The organism is Veillonella parvula (assembly GCF_018378075.1).
Lineage (GTDB): Bacteria > Bacillota > Negativicutes > Veillonellales > Veillonellaceae > Veillonella > Veillonella parvula_K.
In genome coordinates, this window is the sequence record NZ_JAGZYE010000010.1 from 32,844 (window position 1) to 55,932 (window position 23,089).

Consider the following 23,089-nt stretch of genomic DNA (forward strand, 5'->3'; position numbering starts at 1 on the left):
CTATTAAACCTGTAAATGATTTTCAATGTCATTTGGTTATAGTGGTAAAGTGTATTTTTATATGCATGGTTAAATATATGTGTGGAGGAAATTTAATGAATAGGAGTTGGGTGCGGGCAAGGAGATATGTCATACTATCCTGCGCAGTAGCGTGCTGGTTGCAAATGCCGGTGGTTATGGCGGACAATGCGACTGTAACAACCGATGTGGTTCATGTTCGCGGTACATGGGCTGAAGAGCAGGCAAAACAAGAGTCTCAACAGACGACGATTATCACGAAGAAGGATATTGTCAAAAAGCAGGCAAAATCCGTAGAAGATATTGTATTTTCCGAAACTGGCGTATCTAGAACCGTCGATTCGATGGGGCGCGTCGGCGTATCTATCCGTGGAGCGGATCCTCGTCATACCTTGATTCTTGTGGATGGACAGCCTGTGATGGGCGACCTTGCCAAATATCAAGGTGCTGGTGATGAATTACAACGTCTCGGTACAGAAAATGTGGAACGTATAGAAATTATCCAAGGTGCAGCCAGTGCTAAATACGGATCCGATGCCATCGGTGGTGTTATCAATGTTATTACCAATAAACCGCGTAAGACCGCTGGCCTTCAGTTTAATGGGGAAGGTCGTAGAACTAAAGGCGACGGTGATATCGTACCGTTTTCCAATTTCTTTATGCGCGCTGATTCCGGCTCATTAGGTAAGTTAAAAGTTAATATTCACGGTAGTAAACGTGATATTATGCCTATTTATGCTAGCGAGCGGCGTCGTATCAGCGCTATGACCAATGATGAAGATCACGGGTTTTTAAAGAATTCCCTACGATATTACGGTACAAATTCCAATATAGGTTTGGCCGCTACGTATGATATTAATGATAAACAGTCTTTGGGAGTCCGTATCGATAGGTATAATGAAGACTTGGAACGATATGTAAAGCGCAGTACTTCTTATTTGGAACCTCAGGTTCATTACAAACGGGATTTAGATAGGAACAATCTTAATTTGACGTATACTGGTCAGGACAATAAGAGTTCGTGGAAAGCGGAGCTGAATTATACTCGGACCAAAGAAGATGATGTAACATTAACCAGTGACTACGGGAACAGTACCTATGAAGGGAAAAATACATTAAACTATGTGGATAATGTAGATCATCGTCAATGGAGCGTAACACTCGGGGCAGATACGCAAGTCAATAAGAAACATCTCTTGTCTTATGGTATTGGGTTTATACGGGAGACAGGCGAAGGTAGCAGACTTAAAAATGCGCCTCATACCTATAAACGGCATATCGACCCCTGGGATTATGATAAAAGTCTGGCAGTAAAAAACGGTGTTCCCTCATCCACAATTTATGACCATTCTTTCAGAAAAAACGAGGCCGGTGTAGAGCAGTGGAATAAGGAGAAAGAATGGTATAACGGAGATAAAAGCAAGCCAAACACATTGCCGGAATTTACTTATGAAGAATATCTTCAATATTTGGATCCCCAGGCGGGGATTGATTCAGCGGCCGCAATGGGGCTTGTGGACGGCCCCGTGACGGAGCGTACGCTGAAAAAACGGAATCCTGAAGCTTATGCGCGATATCAGCAGTTTGCTAAACGTTTATTAGCGGAGAATAAAGAATTTATTGAAGACTATCATTTTAATAAGGAGGGCCGAAAAGATGAAAACGGTAAGTATTATCCAGCACTTTATGATGCCTATTTACCGAGCTTTTACTATGGCGCCGTACCGGATTTTGATTCTACGAAGTTGAAATTAAACGGAGCTTATTTTAAAGAAGAGTATTTAAAACGCGTTAATCAACAGACCGCAGGACGTGCAGAGATCAAGAAACAGAATTTCTTTATTCAGGATACGTGGCAGGTTAATAAAAATACTACTTTATCACCAATTATAAGACTGGATCATAGTGATTTATTTGGCTCCAACTGGTCGTTTAATTTCGGTATGACTCATAATGTACATGGAAATGTACACCGCAGATTAAAGGCTAATGTGGGTACCAGTTATACGGAACCTGGTATGGGCGAGCTGTATTATAACTGGGAAATGTATGGCCCAAATATTACAAATGCCACAATCGGTGGCGGTGAAGCCCGATTAGGTTGGTATTGGGTCGGAAATCCGAACCTTAAACCAGAGAAATCCATGAATTTCGACCTCTCTTTGGAAGGGGAAAATAAAAATACCTATGGTAAAGTAACCGTATTCCATAATAATATTCGGAATTATATGTCGATTTACAATACGGGATATTTGATGGATTTTTATCCTCAGTATGATGAATCCACCACATATGGAGCGGCGAAATTTGCTCATGCACCAGATATGATTTACAGTTTCCGTAATATCGGCAAGGCCCAAATTACGGGACTTCAATTTGAAGTTAAACAAACTTTGAATAAACACTGGAAGGCCCGTTTGGGATATACGTATTTACGAGCGCTTAATAAGAGCGATAAAGATATGCCTCGTGAATTACTGGATAAACCTCGTCATAAAGTGGATATCGGTGTGGATTTTGAGGATAAGGCTAGCGGATGGAGCGGTAGTCTGTGGGGAGATTATTATATTCATATGCTGGATAGTAACTCCTTGTCTGGTGGCGGTAATTATATGGTATCTTATATTGATCCTAATAATTCCGATCGTTCCGTTATCAGATATAATTTGAATAATAGAAAAACCGCCGATATGTATGAACATAAAACTTATGGCATATGGAATTTGATGATTCAAAAGAAGATTGATAAGGATTCACGAATCTATTTCGGTATTGATAATCTCTTTAATCATCGTGATGATGATCGGGCTTTATCGGCTCGAGTATATCGTATCGGATTAAATATGAAATTCGGTTTCGGTTCAGGTGAAAGTAAAACGAAACTTACGAAGGAGCAGTTTGAATCGTTACCTCCGGTTATGCTGCAGGATTTTATTACGCGTCCTTTCGATACAGACAGAAAACGAGGTATGGAACTTGTAGGTGATTATCGTGTACGTAATGACAGTCATCTTGGATCTGATCGTCCTGCTACGCGGGTGACTGCTACAAGTTACGTATCCGACGAGGCCGCAAAGAATCTGGCGGACCGCAAGGAACATGGCTTGAATCAACGTATACGTGTCGGTGTCGATGCTCGTATTAACGATAATACGAATGTACGTGTTGTGGGTAGTGCTTCTGGCCAAGCTGGTGTAGATAGCAGTCATGAAACAGAAGGCTCTAAAGGTTTTAATCATCAACGTCTCGAAGAACTAGATGTAACACATCACGGTTCTAAATGGGATCATAGTGTTGGTCGTATTACTGAATCTATGGGGGTTACAGGTTATTGGTTTAATAAAGAATATGACGGCCTTCGTAGTGTTTGGACGAATAAGAATACTCAAGTCCGTATCGGTGTGGGGACCTTTAAACATAGTACGGGAATTAGCGACAGTGCTTATACTCATGCTATTTATACGCATTTTAAACGGGTTCCAACGGTAGAGGAATTCTTAGGTGTTACTATGGATTCGGACGGTGCCAATAAGGAACTCATCGTACCAAACGCAGGGAATACTATTAATTTCTACCAGCAATTAAAAGCCTTGCGCGATAAGGAAGGCATCTTAGATGCGGAGGTAGGTACATTAAAGAAGAAAATCGACGATATGACTTCCGATATCTGGTCTAAAGAATTTATTGACGGCATGTCCGCGGATCAACTGGCTCCATTAAAAGCGGAGTTGGCAAAGTTGGAAGCATCTTTGCCGGATGTGGAAGCTCGTGTGGCGAAAGAACGGGAACCGTTGCGAGCTGCGCAGTTTGATGTGTTGCGCCGGATGCAGGAGATCGCGGTGAAAGCTTATGGTGTGGATGCGGCTAAACAGACTGTATCGATTAAGATGCCTGATGTGTCAGTAACGTATTCTTATAAATCGCGATACTATGATGAAGATGATGAACAATGGTATGAAGACGAACGTACTTTCACTCAGAAAATAGCACCGGGAACGATTGGGCTTGATAAGAAAAACCCATTGTTTGAAATGAAGTTGAGTGATACCACTGTTCTTTCCAATGGTGGAAAAACGTTTATTTCAAATTGGTACAATCAGAATAAGGCGGCTATCGTGGAGGCGTATCGTGCCAAGGCGAAAGATATAGCAACCTATAGCTTTGGCAATAATCCGTACATGATGAAATTTGAAGATAATGCCTTTGACGGGCTGGACAAGTCTATTTATAAGGCGAATGTCGTTGATATTAACGACTCCGGCACGTCTGGTCTTATTAACGTAAAAGGAAGTGCCTATTATCCTTCTATGATAGCTTCGTACTTTAATAGCTTGGCCCGAATGCTTGAAAAAGCGGACGGCAACAGTCGTTTGCCGAGAGAGGCGCTAGGCAAATATACAGGTGCTGTTATTCCTTCAATAGGTGTCGTATTGGAGCGGGATACAATTCCACCAATTGAAAAGGCTACCTATGTTCAAGTTAAACATATGGTAACACCTAGACTTGGCTTAGCTGCGTGGTACTTACGCTCCTTTGGCGGTAGTGACTATCGCTTCTATACGGCGAATGGTAATGCTACAGAAGCGCATGAATTCAACAATATGGCTAATGTTTTCGGCGTTGGAGCTAAGTATCAATTAAATCATAATGTAAGTGTTTCCTTCGACTATGGACAAAACCGTAGTGACTTTGGTCGCTTCATGAATGGCAATACTCATTATGACCATAAGGCTGGATCCTCTCAATTCGATATCAAGGGCCGTGACGTAGGTGGTGTACCTCATTTCTGGGCATTGCGCTTTGATGTTGGTCGTGCCGATATGAATAAACCTGGTTCTTGGAATGCCTATGTAGACTATAAATACTTTGCCCATGGTTCCTTCTTTGGTGGCAATGGTACAGAGGCTGTTCCTGACCGTTACTTAGATGGTATTAAGAGCTTTACCTTTGGTGGTGGCTATGTGCCAACTAAAGATCTTCTTTTACAAGCATTCTATACATTTGATGCAAAAGGGATCAATAAACGAGATACCTTATATGGATCTGAAAACTTTAAACTTGGGAATTATACTCGTTTCCAAATGACGTATAAATTCTAAAAATTTATATCCGATTTGTCCGAAACGTATATTTTTGGTCTATTCGGAGTAGATATGCAAGATACACTTTGCTAACATTAAAATGTGAATGATATTCAATGTCATTAATGTTGGTGAAGTGTATCTTTTTAATTTTTGTGTGGGAGATACAAGACATATGTTTAGTTATAAGTTTAGGAGGGCATAATGAACCGGTGGGGACATACAAAGCGTACCATAATCCTGTCTAGTGCAGTTGCCTTGTGGCTTAGCGCACCTCTAGTGGTTTGGGCAGATAATGCGACTGTCACTACAGATGTTGTTAATGTGAAAGGCACATGGGCAGAAGAAGAAGCAAAATTGAACTCACAGCAAGTGCAAATCATTACCAAGAAAGAGATTGAAAAGAAACAGGCGAAGTCCGTTGAAGACATTATTTTTACGCAAACAGGCGTATCTAGAACAGTTGATGCTATGGGGCGTGTGGGCGTGTCCATTCGCGGTGCAGAAGCGCGTCACACTCTTATCCTCGTAGATGGTCAACCAGTGCTAGGTGATTTTGATAAGTACTCTGGTGCGGCCGATGAAGTACAACGTTTGGGTACAGAGAACGTAGAGAGAATTGAAGTTATTCAAGGTGCGGCTAGTGCTAAATACGGATCTGATGCAGTAGGTGGTGTAGTTAATATCATCACTAAAAAAGCACAAAAGAAACCATCCGTACAATTTAATGCTGAAGGCTTGCGTCGCAAGAGCGATGGCGATGTATTTCCGTTCCAAAACTTCTTCATTCGTGCCGATTCTGGTCAAATGGGCAAGTTAAAGGTTGGTTTATCAGGTAGTAAACGAGATCTTATGCCTGTTCTAGCATCTGTTAAACGTCGTGCCTCTGGGATGGCCTTTGATTATGCAAAACATAACTTCAAGCCAAATGTACTTCGTTACTATGGTGATGCGGCAGATATCGGTCTTGTAGCGACCTACGAGGCAAATGATAAAAATAAGGTGGAATTGCGACTTAATCGTTACACGGAAGATCTTGTGCGCGATGTTAAGCACTCCGACTCCGACTTAGAGCCACAGCAACACTTCAAACGTACGGCAGATCGTAATACAGCTAATCTGCAATGGTCCTCTAGAGCTGGAAAGAGTGACTGGACTGTAGAAACTAATTACTCTCGTATTAAAGAAAATGACGTAGCGCTCATTAACTATACAGGTCGTTCCGCTTATGAAGGCTCTAATGAGTTGCGTTATATTGATAACATCGATCATCGTCAATTAGATATTCGAGTAAATGCTAATACGCAAGTCAATAAAAATCATTTGCTAAGCTATGGTGTTAGCTATGCTCGTGAAGAAGGTTCTGGTAGTCGCTTAAAGAGTTCTCCTAATACAAGTACGATGTACATTGATCCATGGGATTACGATAAAAGCTTGTTAGTAGACCGCCTTGATCGTCTCGTGCGACGTAAAGGCGATAATAGTGTTAAAGTTTACTCTCACATCCATGACTATAAATTCATTAATTCCGGTGGCGGCATGCCGCAATGGGATATGGATTATGAATATTATGGTGCAGCGAATGATGCGCAAAAACCGGGGATTACATATGATGATTATGTGAATTATGGTTTATCGGAAAGCAGACTCAGTGAATGGTCAAGCACATCACCGAATAATCAGCCCGTAACGGATGAATTTAAGAAGCGATATTATGCTTTAGAAAATCGGTTGAAATCGGAAAATCCTGAAATGGCGGCGCATCGTGCAAATATCGTAGGCGACTATTTTAAATATGGTGAGTCTAACGATCCAGAAATGCGTAAGAAAGCGCCTAAGCTAAATGGTAAGGCTTTCTTGGAAGAGTACCGTAATCGCGACCAACGCTTGACTACTGGTAGTGGTACGATTCGTAAAATAAACGCTTACATTTCTGATACATGGCAAGTCAATAAGAATTTAACATTGTCTCCAATTGTGCGTTTTGATAATAGTAGCTTGTTTGGTTCTAACGTATCTGCATCCTTGGGTATGACATATAACGTTAACGGTAATACACATCGCAGATTTAAAGCCAATGTAGGTACTGGTTATACAGAACCTGGTATGGGCGAATTGTGGTATAACTGGGAAATGTATGCTTCTAACCCTGTAGGGATTGGGGTAGCAAAACTCGGTTGGTATTGGGCTGGCAATCCTAATTTGAAACCAGAAAAATCAGTCAATTTCGACATGAGCTTGGAAGGTGAAAATAAAAATACATATGCACGCGTAGGTGTATTCCATAACCGTATTAAGAACTATATGTCTGTATACTTCACTGGTGATTTTATGGACTTCGCACCATATCTCAAAGGTGATGCGAAATACCAACGTGCACCGGATATGATTTATAGCTTTAAAAATATTGGTAAAGCTGAAATTACAGGGTTGCAAGCGGAAGTACAACAAAAATTCGGCAAATATTGGTCTGGTAAATTAGGTTATACATATTTACACGCCATCAACAAAAGCGATCCATCCATGCCACGTCAATTATTGGATAAACCAATGCACAAAGTTGATATTGGCATTACTTATGATAACCCTAAATCCGGTTGGAATGGCTCCATCTGGGGTGATTACTATATCAATATGCTTGATAGTAATACTCTTAATAATGGTGGTAACTACTGGCCAGATATCTTGTCTGGTGATGCAGGCGTTTATAAGAAACAAATGTATGAAAAGAAAACATTTGGCATTTGGAATGTAATGATTCAAAAACGTTTCAATAAAAATGCCATGATGTATTTCGGTATCAACAATATCTTTAACCATCGCGATGATGATCGTGCCACACAAGAACGCGTATACCGCATGGGTGTTAACCTTAAATTTGGTGGTGGCGATGGTAGTAAAACTACGGCCATCGGCAAAACTAAGAATGGTGCAAACGTTAATGCTACAGGTGCTAATATAGCTAATGGTGAAGTGGTAAATTCTGAATCTGGTGTACAAAATGTAGCTGATGTAGTTCGTTTAACTGACTTTATTCGTTCTGATTTTGATACTACTAAAGAACGTGGTATTACAATGGTTGGCGACTATAGAGCGCGTTGGATGGCACATGATGGTTCTAATAGACCGCAATCTCCATTTAGAGCAAACTCTGCCATCGGTTCTGCAAAAGCCAATATGTACGATGCTAATCGTCATAGTTTTGAACAACGCTTACGCCTTGGCTTTGATGCTCGACTCAATGAGTTCACTAACCTCAAAGTTATCGGTAGCATGAGTGGCATGAGTGGAGTAGATACAAGCTGGACAAAATCTGATTCCAAAGGTCTCAACCATCAACGACTCGATACAGTTGATCTTACAAGACGCGTTAAGAAATGGGACGTATCCGTAGGGCGTTTAACTGAGCCTATGGGCGTTAGTGGCTACTGGTTTGGTCAATCATATGATGGCGTTCGTGCTGTTTGGAATGGCCATGATTCTCAAGTTCGTATTGGTGTTGGTACTTTCAAACATAGTACAGGTATCACTGATTCTGCATATACACATGCAGTGCATAAAGTTATCTTTAGACCACCAACAGCAGCTGAATTGATTGGTATCAATCGCGATGATTATCCATACGATATTGAGAGTGCTACTAAAACCGGTTCTGATGGTGAGAAGAAGACCTCAACAGATCCGGCAGCTCCAGATAGTCCAACTGGTATTTATAACTCCACTTACAAAGGTAAGACAGATAGCCTCTATTTCTATCAACAGCTCAAAGACTTGCAAGCTGAATACGAAGCTTATAAAGAAAGCTTAGACTTAAGATGGAGTAATCCGAACCGTGATCAAGAAATTGAAAAGGCTAATGCTAAATTAGCTGAAACTCAGAAAAAACAAGCTCAAATTATGGGTCGATTACAAGATATTCTTACAAAAGCATATCCTACAGATATGGCAGGGACTAAATTCTCCCTTGATATCCCATCTGGTGGGTATGCAATGTATGAAATCACCAATAAGAAAACAGGGGAAAAACTGTATAAAACAGGCGACATTATGTATAACGTAAATTCCCCATTGTACCCTGAATCTATGAAAGAAAAGGCAAAAGGTCTTATCGTATCCTCTGATAATAAAGAAGCCTTGCTAAATCCTAAAGAGTATGTTGATAAACATGCAGCTGAGATTAATCAATCGATTACAGAAATTGCCAAATATAATGCAAAAGATAACTGGAGTAATTATAACAATAGTGGGCTTGACGAAGTTTGGGTGAAACAAGCTGATGGTACATTTAAGAGATCTTATGATTACTATGGTCAACCGTCAAGTGATTATGAATTCACTGGCTTCTTAGGTGCAAAGACTTACAAATACGATAGTGGTAAATACGTATTTAGTGATTATGATGCTAAAGATGCCATTTACAAAAAGAACTTCACCATGTCCTCTGGTGATTATGGCGAAGGTGGTTCTTACTATGGTTGGGGTATGCCTAATGCATTGTTTAACTATATGTATAATCTTGAAAAAGTTGTACATGACGCAGAGTCTGAAAATAAATTACCACGCGAAGCAATCGGTAAGGTCATTGGCAACTTGATCAGAACAGAAGGTGTAGTTCTTGAAAAAGATACTGTACCAGCCATCGATAAGGCCGCATTTATTCAATACAAGAAACAAATTGGTGCTCGTCTTGGTTTACAAGCTTGGTACTTACGTTCCTTTGGCGGTAAAACACATACATATTTAAATGCTAATGGAAACAGTAATGATGAATACAGCTTCTCCAATGTAGCTCATGTATTTGGTATCGGTGCTAAGTATCAACTTGGTGCTAATGCAGCTGTTACGGTTGATTACGGTCAAAATCGTTCTAACTTAGGACGTTACCTCAATGGTAATACCGTATATCAACATGAACGTGGCACAGCAGACTTTACTCTAAAAGGTCATCAAATGGGCGGCACACCACACTTCTGGATGGCTCGTCTAGATATTGGGCGTGCTGATTTAGATGTTCCGAAATCTTGGAATGCGTTCATCGATTACAAATACTTTGAACATGGTTCCTTCTTCGGTGGCAATGGTACGGGCGCAGTACCTGATCGTTATTTAGATGGTGTTCGTAGCTTTACATTTGGTGCCGGTTATGTACCGCGTAAGGACTTGCTTCTTGAAGCATTCTATACATTTGATGCGAAGGGCACTAATAAACGAGATACTTTATATGGTAGTGAAAGCTTTAAGTTAGGCGATTATACACGAATTCAAGGGACCTATAGGTTCTAATGCTCAGTCTGTAAACAGGCAGAAAGGTTACAAATATGGAAAATTTAAATTATGTCATTCACTTATTTCATAGTGGTGGGTATGTAATGTATCCATTGTTACTCTTGTCTTTCATGGTTATCGCTATAGCTGCAGAACGTGCTTTCTTCTATCGTAAGTATGCAGGCAAAACATTTGTTGTAACTCATGCAGTAAATGAATTTGCAAAACTACAACGTTGGGATGAAATCGATAAAGTCATTAAAGAGAACCCTTCTATTGCAAGTCGTATTGCGGAAGCAGGTTTAAAAAATGATTCTAGCGAAGAAGCAATGAAGACAGCCTTTGCTGATCAAATGGGGGTTGATGCAGTTGGCTTCCGAAAATATATGGACTACTTAAGTGCAACAGTTACAATCTCTCCATTATTGGGATTGCTTGGTACGGTAACAGGTATGATAGGTTCTTTCAGTATCCTTGACTCTGGTGCCGGTGCATCTGCCATTACTGGTGGTGTAGGTGAGGCTCTTATCGCTACAGCATCTGGTTTATGTGTAGCCATAATGGCATTTATCGTATACACAATCTTTAGTCATCGTTTGGATTCCATTATTAACCAAATTGAAAATATGTGTGTAAATATTGTTACAGCTAAACGAGAAGGGTGGAAATAGTTATGAACTTGCAAAGCTTTCGTATGAAAACTAAGCCGGAATTCATGATTATTCCAATGATTGATATCATTTTCTTCTTGTTGGTATTCTTCATGATGAACAGCTTGCAAACAGTGGCTCAAAAAGCCTTGTCTGTACAATTACCACAGGCTACTAGTGCTTCTGCACCAGCTCAATTACCAGTGGTTTTAACATTAGATGCGGAGGGTCATATTACGATTGATAACAAGCCAATGAGCATTGACGATGCTGAGGCAATGGTAAAACAACGTATCCAAGAAAACCCTAATGCTAGTGTTATCTTACAAGCCGATAAACGAGCGGCTCATGGTCAAGTAGTAGCGATTATGGACATGTTAAAACAATCTGGCGTTAAACGCTTAGCTATTGCAGCTGAACAGAAAGGATAACTATGGGACTAGGCATATCATGGAAAAAAGCAGCCATTATATCCGCCGTAGTTCATCTTATTGCTCTCTTTATTGCTGTAATCTTTTTTGTAGTGGTTCCAGCCATTCAAGAAATGGATACCTATGAAATCGACCTCACACAAAGTGTGCTCGATGATGGTGGCAGTGGACATGCTGGTGGTGGCGGAGGTAACAGAGCAGATCTGTTCCCAAAACCATTGTCAGCAGATGAAGTAGCGGCAAGAACAAAGGCTGTTGTAGCAAATGTTGAACCATCTACAGCAACAGATATCCCTGATGCAGTAGATGTGGCAGCTAAAGCAAGTGAAAATAAAGGCAATACATCCGGTGATAATTCCGCTGTTGGTGGCACAGGCCCTGGATCAGGTGGCGGATCTGGTGGCGGTCATGGTACCGGTGAAGGTACTGGCGTTGGTGATGGTAGAGGCCATGGTACTGGTACAGGTGATGGTACCGGTGAAGGTGATGGTCATGGTACAGGTAAAGCAGCGTTCAATGTAGAGGGCTTTTATGCAGCTGTAGATAGCCAAAAACAAATTCCTTATGCGGCTATTAAGCGTAAAATGAACGTAGATGTTACAATTAATGTAATGGCTAAATTAGATACTAATGGTAATTTAATAGACGTATATCCAACTAGTGGTGGCGATGAGATATTTGTAGAAGCGGCTCTTGATGCAGTGCGACGAGCGACTCCGTATCCAAATGAAACAGGGGATATACAACCGGTAGAAGTTCCTGTACACTTTGTAGTACAGGCCGATGGCGAAGATGAAGAAGAATAAATATATCTAAGTAATAAAGGAGATAAATATGAAATCTATTATTTTATATTCTTCCCTTACGGGAAATACTAAAAGTGTAGCGGAAGCAATGGCTTCCGTTATGCCTGAAGGTACACCTTGCGTTCCTGTAAAAGATGCACCTGAAAATTTAGCTGATTATGATACAGTATTCGTAGGTTTCTGGGTGGATCGAGGTACAGCGAATAAAGAAGCGGCAAAATTGATTGAAACTTTAAAGAATCCTAATGTGGTATTCTTTGCCACATTAGGTATGTATGCTGATTCTGATCATGCTCGTGAAAGTATCGAAAAAGCATCTGAATTATTGCCTAACAAAGAAGCTCTTGTAGACGGCTTCGTATGCCAAGGTAAAATCGATCCTAAAGTAATCGAAATGATGTATAAAATGTTCCCCCCTGGATCAGCACATGGGCAAAGCCCAGAACGCGATGCATTACATAAAGCGGCGGAAACTCATCCAGATGAACAAGACTTTGCAAATGCAAAAGAATTTACAAAATCTGTACTTGCAAAGTTGCAAGCCTAATTTCTGAAAGGGGATTGGAGTATGAGTTTAGCAAGTTTCTTTGAATCCATTCCGGAGAAGCAGCGAAACCTACAACTAGGTTTAGAATGCGATAATCCGATGAGTCGTGCATTTCCTCATAAACGTGTTGTACATGCAGGTCTCAATGGTACGCTCGTTTCTCCAAAAGAAACACAAGCCGTTTGGGATTCGTTAATGAATGGCACTCCTAAAAAGGGCGAAATGCAATGCGCTTACATTCATATTCCGTTTTGTAAGACAAAATGCACATATTGTGGTTTCTTCCAAAACGGTACGAGTCAAAGTGTTGAAGACCAATATATTGATGGTCTTATCAGTGAATTAAAGCTCGCTAGTGAGCGTTCGAGATTAAAAGATGGTTTGATCCATGCCGTATTTATCGGCGGTGGCACACCAACATCTCTATCACCTACAAATTCTGAAAGATTGCTTAAAGCGATTAAAGCGTACTTGCCATTGGCAAATGATTACGAGCTTACCTTAGAAGGTCGTATTCACGATTTGATCCCTGAAAATCTTGAAGTTTGGATGGCAAACGGCGTCAACCGTATGTCCATCGGCGTACAATCTTTTAACACAGAAGTGCGTCAAATGGTAGGCCGTTTAGATACGAAAGAAACCGTATTAGAACGACTAGCTGCTTTGAAAGCTTATGGTCAATGCTCTGTCGTTATTGACTTAATCTATGGCTTGCCTGGTCAAACTATGGAGGTGTGGGAACAAGATTTAGCTGATTTAGTAAGCTCTGGTGTTGATGGTGCAGACCTATATCAATTAAATGTATTTGATGGTAGTGATCTCAATAAAGACATTACAAACGGTAAAGTTCCAGCTGCAGCCACAACAGCAATGCAAGGAGATATGTTCGAATTCGGTCGACAATACCTAGATGCGCGATCTTATCGCCGATTGAGTGCTGCACATTGGAGTGCTAATAATCGTGAGCGTAGCCTATATAACACTTTAGCTAAATCGGGCGTCCCAATGTTCCCATTTGGTAGTGGTGCAGGTGGTAACGTCGACGGTTATGGCATGATGTTACATCGTGCATTAAAACCATACGAAGATATGGTTACCCGCGGTGAAAAACCATTTATGGCCCTTATGAAACAAAGTGATTTACAACCTATCGTCAACCGAGTAGTAAGTCAATTAGAACAAGGATTCCTCAATATTATGAGCTTAGTAAAAATGGATTCCAGATTAGATGAATTGAACTGGCTCTATAAATTATGGGAAAAACGAGGTCTTGTTGCCTATAATGGTTTGCTTTATAAATTGACTGATGCAGGCGAATTCTGGACTGTAAATCTTACGCAAAGTACATTAGAAGCTGTTGAATATATCATGACTGGTAAGAATTCCTTCGCTATAGAAGCAGTAGCAGCACAAGATACAAAAACAACTTCTAAAGAAAATCCTAACCAAGAGGTACGTGGCATTGGCCAAGGTAAAGCCAATATCTCTGTACCAACTGACGAAGATTCCGAAGCACAACGTAAAGATGCTCTCATTGCTAAGGCTAAAGCTGAAATTGCTAAGAGCGGTGCTTCTGGCGAAGCAGCAGAACGAATGGTACAAGCTATGTACAATTTAAGTGCTGATGAGATTGAATATATGATGGAACGTATGATGTCTTAAACTGTTATGTTACACCTTAATTCTAACAACCTCTCCCAATAATCAACATATAATATACAAGACATATTACGTGACATATACGTGCTCTCTGTAGTACAAAGTAGCCCCAGACTGTAGTCTGGGGTTTACTTTTTATAGAGCGAAAGGTATTCTGTAGGTATAAGATTTAAATGACTTTAAAAAGTATAGCAATAGATGTATAGGAATAGATGTATAAGTCTATAAGGACAATAAAAGTCTAATTGCTGTTAAAATCATAAAACAATAAGTGAGATAGTAAATCTATAAGATGTGAAGTGATATTGCTTGTATAGCTGATAAAAGGCTTAGGAGGTTAGTATGAGTACATGTCCTCAAAAAGAAATAGATATATTAGGTATTGGGGCTAGCACATTAGACCGCTTCATCGTTGTGGATCATTACCCAACGGGACGTGAGGTACAACAAGTTGTATCTTCTACCACCGATGGTGGAGGACCTGTAGCTACAGCATTAGCCGTTGCAGGTAAATATGGTGCACGTACGGCCATGATTGACAGTATCGGTGACGATATGGTGGGGCGTCATATTTTAGATGATTTCAAAAAATATAATGTTAATACCGATGCTATTCATATTGAGGGACAGGCAAAAAGTGGTGTCGCTACAATCCTCGTAAAGCATAGTACTGGCGAGCGTGCCGTATTTTTTGAACGCTCTACTGCGCCAGAGCCAGTATTTTTAGATGCTCATAAGCAATTAATTAAAGAATCTTTCATTTTACATGTCAATGGACGGCATCGACAATTCATGTGTTCTGCCATGGCGTTAGCACAAGAGGTTGGTACTATTATCTCCCTCGATGGAGGTGCACAGCGCTACGATGAAGAAATGAGATCTATTACAAAGGCAAGTCATATTGTTATTGTTGCTCGTGATTATGCTGAAAAGTATACGGGCACTACTGATTTAGAAGAGGCTTGCCGTATTATTCATGAACGTGGCGCACTTATTGCAGGGGTTACGGATGGCGCTAATGGTAGTTATTTCGTATGGCCTGATGGAACTTTCTATCGCTGCCAAGCATTTCCTCAAGAACATGTAGTTGATACAACGGGGGCTGGAGATAGTTTTCATGGGGCATTTCTTTCAAAGCTTGTTACATTATTGAGTGAGTTAGCCCCCGTGGAAGGGTTAAAGACCTCTACATATGGTATAGATTTATTACAACATTGTGGACATTCTGATCTAGAAAAGGCTGCTATTTTTGCGTCCGCTGTAGCAGCTTTAAATACGCAAGGGATTGGTGGCCGTAGCCCTTTACCAAGTTTACAAGTTGTACATAAGTTAATGGGCTTGGAGTAAATCAGTATGTGGCACGATATTTCCCATTCTCATGTACAACGGTACATGCAACAAAATCCATATCGATTATTAGCGTTTAGCTTTCTAGGCGTCATGATTATAGGTACCCTATTGCTTATGTTACCGATGGCGAGTGCTCAGGGGCAAACGACGGCTCTTGTAGATGCCGCTTTTACAGCCGTATCTTGTGTTTCGGTAACAGGGCTGGCCACTGTAGATACTTATTATCATTGGTCTTTATTTGGTAAGCTTGTAATGGTTATCCTTATTCAGTTAGGTGGTTTAGGCATTGTATCTTTCACAACCATAATTGCTTTGCTTCTAGGTAAACGAGTAGGCCTTAAAAATCGTGTGCTTTTGTCTGAGGATGTCGGACAGGATGGTATGACTGGTTTATTACATATTACGAAAAAGTTAACGCTTTATACCTTTGCTATTGAACTTGTAGGAGGCATAATCTATACAATTCAGCTATATCCCTATATTGGACAGGTTGCACTGTATACAGGTATCATGCAAGCTATTTCCACCTTTTGTAATGCTGGATTTGTATTTTTTGATAATGATCTACCGTATGCCATGGTAGGGGACATATTATTTAATATCAATACAGCCGTGCTAATTGTGATCGGTGGTTTTGGTTATTTAGCGGCCTTTGACATATGGTCACATCGTAAGGTGCGACGATTTGTTGACTTAAAACTTCATACTAAGATTATGTTAGTAGGCACAATGACTCTTATTCTACTAGGGACCGTCATTTTCTTAGGAGTGGAATGGTCAAATCCAAAAACCTTTGGGTCATTACCGATTTGGAATAAAATAATGGCCTCTTTATTTCAATCGATTACGCCGCGTACAGCTGGGATTGCAACGGTTGATTATAATGCATTACATCCAATTACTTTGTTTGTTACCATTATTCTCATGTTTATTGGTGCCGGCCCAAACTCTACCGGTGGAGGGGTTAAAATTAGTACCGTAGCAGTAACCATACTTGCATCGCGTACCTTGTTTAATAACCGTCCAGATACAGAGATTTTTGAACGTCGTATTTCATTAGTAACCGTGCTTAAAGCCAACGGGATTATATTTTTATCGCTCCTTCTTATTTTAATAGCCACATGTTATCTGGCCTGGGATGAGCCTTATGATTTTATCCGATTGTTATTTGAGGTTACGTCTGCCTTTGGGACTGTAGGCCTTACAACGGGAATTACGCCTGATTTATCTGAAAGCAGTAAATGGGTGCTGATGCTTGTTATGTTTACCGGTCGTGTTGGTGTTATGACCGTTATTGGTACATGGGCTCTTAGGACATCACCAACGAAGCCAATTGGGTATGCAGAAGAGAATGTATTGTTGTAATTGAGTAGAATAGTTAGCCTATCAGGAGATATAGCATGAAATATAAAACAATAGCTGTCATTGGTCTTGGACAATTTGGTACGACCATCGCCAAGATGTTAGCCTCTATGAATCATGAGGTTTTGGGTGTAGATATTAATCCAGAAATTGTACAAAAGGTTTCCCCCTATGTCACACATGCTATCGTAGCAGATACTACTGATGAAGAGGCTATTAAAGCCTTAGCTTTGAGCCAATTTGATATAGTTATTGTTGCTATTGGGGATAATATCCAGGCAAATCTTATGACTTCGATGTTATTGAAAGAAATGAAAATGCCTCATGTGGTTTCGAAAGCTGAAAATGCACTCCAAGGTAAGATGCTCAAGAAGATGGGGGTCGATATGGTTATCTATCCAGAATACGATGTAGCACAACGATTAGCTCAATCGTTGACACGAGAACATGTAATGGATTACCTACAGCTATCTAAAAGTATTAGCCTTATTGAAGTAGATATGCCAAAATTTTTGGTAGGCACTTGCTTGAAAGATTCTAATCTGCGTGAGAAATATAATCTTAATGCTGTAGGAATCAGGCGTGGGGAGGATTTAGAAGTCCCTCCTAATCCGTTTACGATTCTTTCAGCAGAGGAAAAACTATTAATCATAGGAAATAATTCTGATTTAGATGCATTAACAGTGTAGTAAGTATACGAAAGAGATATAAATATATCGAAAAAATATGATATAATGAGATAGAATTCAGTATAGGCCATACGTATTCGTATGGCCTTTTAATATAGAAATGAAGGTTATTATGACAGAGGAACAATATATAACGGCGCTGACCAATAACCCACATGGGATTCGAAATATTCCAAATCCTACAGAAGCTATGCAACTTACATGTGTGGGACAAAACGGCATGTTGTTACAATATATTAAAGAACCTACTCAAAAGGTTATTGAAACGGCGCTTTTACAAGCACCACGAGCTATACAATTCGTTGAAAATCCTACAGAAGAATTGTTAAAAACTTTAGTGGAAAAAGATTGGGCAGTTTTAGAATATATCGACAATCCGTCTGATACATTAATTCAAAGTGCATTAGCTCAATCAGGCTGGGCTATTCGCTATATTGCAAACCCATCTGAAGAATTGCAATTAGAAGCGGTGAAGGCGAATTATGATGCCCTACAATATATTAATACTCCAAGTGAGGCGGTGCAGTTACAAGCCGTGCAAGAAAGTTACTTAGCCTTGCGCTACATTGATGAGCCTAGCGTAACTGTTCTAGAAGCAGCAGTAAAGCAAGATCCACAGGCAATGCGTCAGATTACAAACCTCACTAAGGACTTGGCCTTGCATCTATTTAAGGTAAGTGCGGCTATTGTCGGTTATATACCTAATACATTGGGTGTTACAGTAGACGAAATCAAAGCTATAATTGTAGATGCTATTTCCGGCGATACAGTTGATGAAGACTATATACGCGAGTTAATCAACAATAAAGCTATCGGTGGACGTCAATCTAAATGGCCCATCGATTTGTTGTCACTTATAGATGCTTATGGCACCAAAATAGTTAAGAAAATTGCAGTAGGCGAATATTTGAAATATTAGAACGGAGATACGATGAACTTTATAGATACAATGGCAAGCGTTGAATTAGTGCTTGCTGCAAATCAAGTGCCTTTGCTCGTTGGTGAGACTGGCATTGGTAAAACCTCTCTCGCAACGCGTGTTGCAGAGGTACACGACTGGGAATTAGTAACTATCGACGGAAACCTCTTAAAAGAAGGTGAAATCGGTGGTTTACCTACTGTAGAAACGGTGACTCATACGGATGGTCATGGCAATACACGAGATGTGAAAACTACAGTATACGCTGTGCATCATACATTGGAACATGTGGCACAAGCCGTAGATAAAGGGCGTCAAGTATTGTTGTTTATCGACGAAATTAACCGCGCAGAACATGCAGTTCAACAAGAGTTGATGAACCTTATTCTAAACCGTGAAATTAATGGCTTTTCTTTAAGTGATCAAGTGCGCATCATCGCCGCTATGAACCCTGAAGATTCCTTTGATTACCAAACCATCGATATGGATCCGGCACAACAAAATCGATTCGTATGGCTTTATATGAATGCTGATTATATGCAATGGATTGACTGGGCTATTGGTGCTGGTATTGAAGAAAAGGTTATTGAATTTATTTCTTCCTATCCAGAATATTTAAATCAACGTCACGAAGACGATATCGATGCCACACCTCGTTCCTTTGAACGCGTGTCCGGTCTATATAGAATTTATAAGAATCAAGAGGGCACAAGCTATAGTCGCGATATATTTATGAATGTTATCCGCGGTAACGTAGGTAAACTCATTGCGGAGGCTTTTGTAAACTTTATCGAGTCCGATCAAGAACCTCTTATTACCTTTGATGATGTATTAACAGCGGTTCAAAAACCAGGTGCTATTATGTCTATGGCTGAGCAGGTTAAAGGTGAAAGCCCAACTCGCCTTTATGTAGCAGCAAAAAATATGTTGCATCGTTTAAATCGCAATAGCAATGCGCAGGAAGTACATCACTTTGTGGAGTTTTTAACCTTGTATCCAGGGGATTTGCGCGTAGCGGTTATGAAAGATCTTCGTAACACGTATGAGCGCGTTTACGCTTATGCTATTGAAGATGACCTTTTTGTAGATATTTTCTTTGAAGCGCAAAAATAATTCTATGTGTATAGTTAACCAAATCAAAGCTATATATAGATAATCGACTTTAGTAAATTATTAATTATTATGCTAATTGATATATGGCATATGACATATATTAAATTTGTTTTCTAAAGAAAAGGAGGTGTAAATATGCAACGAAACTTAGATAAGGACGATATACGTGATGCATCGGATTTACTGACTCATATCGATGGCTGGGAAAAAACGGGTTCTTATGATGCGAAGGCTATCGAGGCTCTTGATCGATGGCATGCGAAACGAGAGCGCATACATCGCGAAGCAGAGGCTTTGTATACGCAAATATACGCATCTTATGAGGCCTATGTAGATAGCTATGAAGAACAACATCATAGTATGGCGCCTGAACGTATAGCGGCTGATCTTATGAACCATAATATGTCGGATAGCCATATAGGTACTATCGGTCGTGCTCTTGAAGACGTACAAGTGGAGGGGACAGACCTCTCTGTTATGCAGCAAGCCGTAATGACACCGGCCTATGAGCAACGGTTGTGGAATATATTGCATGATGTAAACAGCTTGCTTCTTGAAGAGGACCAATTCTTTGGTTACTTTTACTTACAAATGACTCATCGCATTCGCTTTGATATGGCCAGTGCTTTTGGTATTAATCTTAAACAGGGCGGCTATGTGTTATATGTAAATCCATTTATCTTGTTACGCCAATCGCCTGATGTGATGAAGGATGGTATTAAGCGTGAAGTTCTTCATATCATTTCTGCTCATTTGATGCGGGTAAAAGCACTGAGCCAAGGCTTTCACAAAACAGCAGTCCATATGGCTATGGATATGGTCGTAAACGATTACCTTGAACATGTAGACCGTGATGCGGTAACGGTAGCCAATGTAAATGCGCGCTTTGGTTTGTTATTAAAGCGTTTCCGTACCATTGAATATTATGCGAAGGCTATTGATAAGGTTATGAAAGAAAAACCAGACCTCTTCGTGCCTATTGATAACGCAGATACGGCGGTTGCTATGGAGTTTGACCCTCAAACCAGCCATGATATTTGGGATGAATCCGATTCTATTGATACAGATACGATGGACCAAATCACGGAGCGCTATATCAACGAAGCCTCAAAGGGAGATATGGAAGGCTATGTGAAAAGCCTTATCGATACATTCCAAAAGACACGTCGTGCCTTGCCTTGGTATTTCTACCTTAAAAAGCTAATGGGCAAGGTAGCGAGTGGATACAAAAAAACGACGATGCGTCGTAATCGTCGTCAACCTGAGCGTTTGGAGTTGTCTGGCACATTACGTCAACATAAGGCAAATGTATGGGTAGCTCTCGACATGAGTGGTAGTATAACTGATGTGGAGTTTACGAATGCTTTAGAGCAAGTGCTACAAATCGTGCATGCTTATAACCATCGTATTACTGTTGTAGAATGTGATAATGAAGTACGCCGCACCTATACGATGGAATCCGTGAAGGATGTGAAGCCGCGCCTCGATGTGCGTGGTGCTACAGCCTTTACTCCTGTATTCTCTCTGGCTAATCAAAATCGTGTAGATTTACTTGTATACTTTACAGATGGCAAAGGGGAAGAGCGACTACGAGAGACGCCAAGAGGCTATAAGGTGCTGTGGGTATTGACCGGTGAGAATCCACAATTATCTTTGCTTAATCCGTACGGCATGGTTCGTGAACTCGGTTATGTGGGGATTGATGAAACTCAGGATATTGATGAGTTTGTACGTATGGTTAATCGCGGTGGCTTTTCTATGGCTAATCAAGAGATTTAGTATATTAGGTCGCATGTTTTTTTATAGGTTTAATCTTGAACCAAAATGGTATACAAAAATGACGCAATCCAGCGGATTGCGTCATTTTTAGGTCTGTGGATCTTTTATTAGTTGTTAAGCTCAATAGAGGAGCCTGGATCGATAATGAGTGCTGTTTGGTTATATTTGCCTTCTACAAGACTTGTAAATACACCTGGTTCACGGTCGATAACAGGCCATGTTTTGTAGTGAATTGGAATGGAAATACGCGCTTTTACATAAGAGGCAGCAAGGGCTGCATCTTCAACTCCCATTGTGTAATTATCACCGATAGGAAGAAGTGCGTAATCGATTTCACCAAAGCGATTTAATAATTTCATATCGCTAAAGAGTGCTGTATCACCAGCGAAGTATAGGATATCTCCGTAGAAATCTACAATACAACCTGCAGCGTGACCGCCAGGGATGCCAGCGCCGTGGAAGGCAGGAACCATTCGAACAGAACCGAATTCAAAGTCGAACTTGCCACCTAAATGCATGGCGTGTGTACGACAACCGGCAGCTGCTGCTTTACCCGCTACCTCAGCAGTAGAGATAACGAGGGCGTCATTTGCTTTGGCAATAAAATCTGTGTCTCCATAGTGATCATCATGGCCATGACTGACAAAGATATATTGGCATTTGATATCTTCTTTTTTAGCGATATCCCATGTATTACCGGTCAAGAATGGGTCGAAAATCATGGATACATCGCCACGTGTGAGCATAAAGCAAGCGTGACCAAAATAAGTTAGTTTTGTTTTCATAGGAACACTTCCTTCCTTGTACATACAATTCTTAATTCTATTGTATAATATAATAAATGAAAATAAAACTATTGGTGATAATTTATACATAATTAGTAAGGATATATTATGGATTTAACACATTTTGATCAAGATGGAAATGCTTGGATGGTAGATGTATCAGATAAGGATATTACAACTCGTACTGCTGTGGCAGAAGGCTTTATTGCTATTAATGATGCAATTTATGAACGCATTGCGGCGGGAACAATAAAAAAAGGGGATGTTCTTAGTGTGGCTCAATTGGCAGCTATTATGGGGGCGAAACAGACGAGTAATCTCATTCCCCTTTGTCATCCGTTAGCATTAACTAAGGTTGAGGTGCATTGTACTCTTGTTGCTGGTGAAAGTCCAGCCTGTACGGATGCTACACATAATAGAGCTGTTAAAGTTCATGCTACCGTAAAAACGACAGGAAAGACAGGTGTTGAAATGGAGGCACTTACGGCGGTTCAAGTAGGACTTTTAACAGTCTACGATATGTGTAAAGCTATTGATAAGGGGATGATTATAGGCCCTACATATCTTGTAGAAAAAGAAGGCGGGAAAAGTGGACATTTTGTCCGTTCCTTTGTAGAATAATATAGATATAAAGA

At 40.4% G+C, this 23,089-nt stretch carries 15 protein-coding genes; 14 read left to right on the forward strand and 1 reads right to left on the reverse strand.

The genetic code is table 11. The annotated features are described in order from the left end of the window. The first annotated feature begins 95 nt into the window (after positions 1 to 95). From KH286_RS08755 to KH286_RS08815, 13 genes are all read left to right on the forward strand, one after another. On the forward strand, positions 96 to 5,117 hold the full coding sequence (locus KH286_RS08755; RefSeq protein WP_187658823.1) for a TonB-dependent receptor plug domain-containing protein: 5,022 nt from the start codon (positions 96 to 98) through the stop codon (positions 5,115 to 5,117). A gap of 186 nt (positions 5,118 to 5,303) precedes the next feature. Beyond that, the gene (locus KH286_RS08760) at positions 5,304 to 10,382 is read left to right on the forward strand and encodes a TonB-dependent receptor plug domain-containing protein (RefSeq protein WP_278617833.1); all 5,079 of its coding nucleotides are present in this window, start codon (positions 5,304 to 5,306) and stop codon (positions 10,380 to 10,382) included. 35 nt (positions 10,383 to 10,417) lie between these two features. Further along, complete coding sequence (locus KH286_RS08765) at positions 10,418 to 11,035, forward strand: MotA/TolQ/ExbB proton channel family protein (RefSeq protein ID WP_004696674.1); 618 nt, start codon at positions 10,418 to 10,420, stop codon at positions 11,033 to 11,035. A gap of 2 nt (positions 11,036 to 11,037) precedes the next feature. Further along, positions 11,038 to 11,445, forward strand: a complete 408-nt coding sequence (locus KH286_RS08770) for an ExbD/TolR family protein (RefSeq protein WP_004698605.1) — start codon at positions 11,038 to 11,040, stop codon at positions 11,443 to 11,445. A 2-nt stretch (positions 11,446 to 11,447) separates the two neighbouring features. After that, complete coding sequence (locus tag KH286_RS08775) at positions 11,448 to 12,251, forward strand: energy transducer TonB (RefSeq protein WP_004696671.1); 804 nt, start codon at positions 11,448 to 11,450, stop codon at positions 12,249 to 12,251. Positions 12,252 to 12,279: 28 nt separating this feature from the next. Next, positions 12,280 to 12,798: a flavodoxin family protein gene (locus KH286_RS08780; protein ID WP_008601576.1), complete on the forward strand. Its 519-nt coding sequence runs from the start codon at positions 12,280 to 12,282 to the stop codon at positions 12,796 to 12,798. 21 nt (positions 12,799 to 12,819) lie between these two features. Next, positions 12,820 to 14,460 carry a heme anaerobic degradation radical SAM methyltransferase ChuW/HutW gene (hutW, locus tag KH286_RS08785; protein ID WP_278617834.1) on the forward strand — a complete coding sequence of 547 codons (1,641 nt, stop codon included), beginning with the start codon at positions 12,820 to 12,822 and terminating at the stop codon, positions 14,458 to 14,460. Positions 14,461 to 14,799: 339 nt separating this feature from the next. Next, a complete protein-coding gene (locus KH286_RS08790) occupies positions 14,800 to 15,804 on the forward strand; it encodes a carbohydrate kinase family protein (protein ID WP_278617835.1) in 1,005 nt (334 codons plus the stop codon). A 6-nt stretch (positions 15,805 to 15,810) separates the two neighbouring features. Next, positions 15,811 to 17,172, forward strand: a complete 1,362-nt coding sequence (locus tag KH286_RS08795) for a TrkH family potassium uptake protein (protein ID WP_118091654.1) — start codon at positions 15,811 to 15,813, stop codon at positions 17,170 to 17,172. 35 nt (positions 17,173 to 17,207) lie between these two features. Then, positions 17,208 to 17,858: a potassium channel family protein gene (locus KH286_RS08800; RefSeq protein WP_008601569.1), complete on the forward strand. Its 651-nt coding sequence runs from the start codon at positions 17,208 to 17,210 to the stop codon at positions 17,856 to 17,858. A gap of 112 nt (positions 17,859 to 17,970) precedes the next feature. Further along, positions 17,971 to 18,777, forward strand: coding sequence for a hypothetical protein (locus KH286_RS08805; protein WP_118091655.1), 807 nt, complete (start codon positions 17,971 to 17,973; stop codon positions 18,775 to 18,777). A gap of 12 nt (positions 18,778 to 18,789) precedes the next feature. After that, on the forward strand, positions 18,790 to 19,890 hold the full coding sequence (locus KH286_RS08810; protein WP_118091656.1) for an AAA family ATPase: 1,101 nt from the start codon (positions 18,790 to 18,792) through the stop codon (positions 19,888 to 19,890). Between the two features lie 135 nt (positions 19,891 to 20,025). Then, positions 20,026 to 21,669 (forward strand): VWA-like domain-containing protein, encoded by a 1,644-nt coding sequence (locus KH286_RS08815; protein ID WP_118091657.1) that lies wholly within the window; start codon positions 20,026 to 20,028, stop codon positions 21,667 to 21,669. A gap of 107 nt (positions 21,670 to 21,776) precedes the next feature. On the opposite strand, the gene KH286_RS08820 is transcribed toward KH286_RS08815, so the two are convergent. After that, positions 21,777 to 22,454, reverse strand: coding sequence for a metal-dependent hydrolase (locus KH286_RS08820; RefSeq protein WP_008714410.1), 678 nt, complete (start codon positions 22,452 to 22,454; stop codon positions 21,777 to 21,779). Positions 22,455 to 22,562: 108 nt separating this feature from the next. On the opposite strand from KH286_RS08820, the gene moaC reads away from it, so the two are divergent. Then, complete coding sequence (gene moaC / locus KH286_RS08825) at positions 22,563 to 23,075, forward strand: cyclic pyranopterin monophosphate synthase MoaC (RefSeq protein ID WP_008714409.1); 513 nt, start codon at positions 22,563 to 22,565, stop codon at positions 23,073 to 23,075. Positions 23,076 to 23,089: the final 14 nt, after the last annotated feature.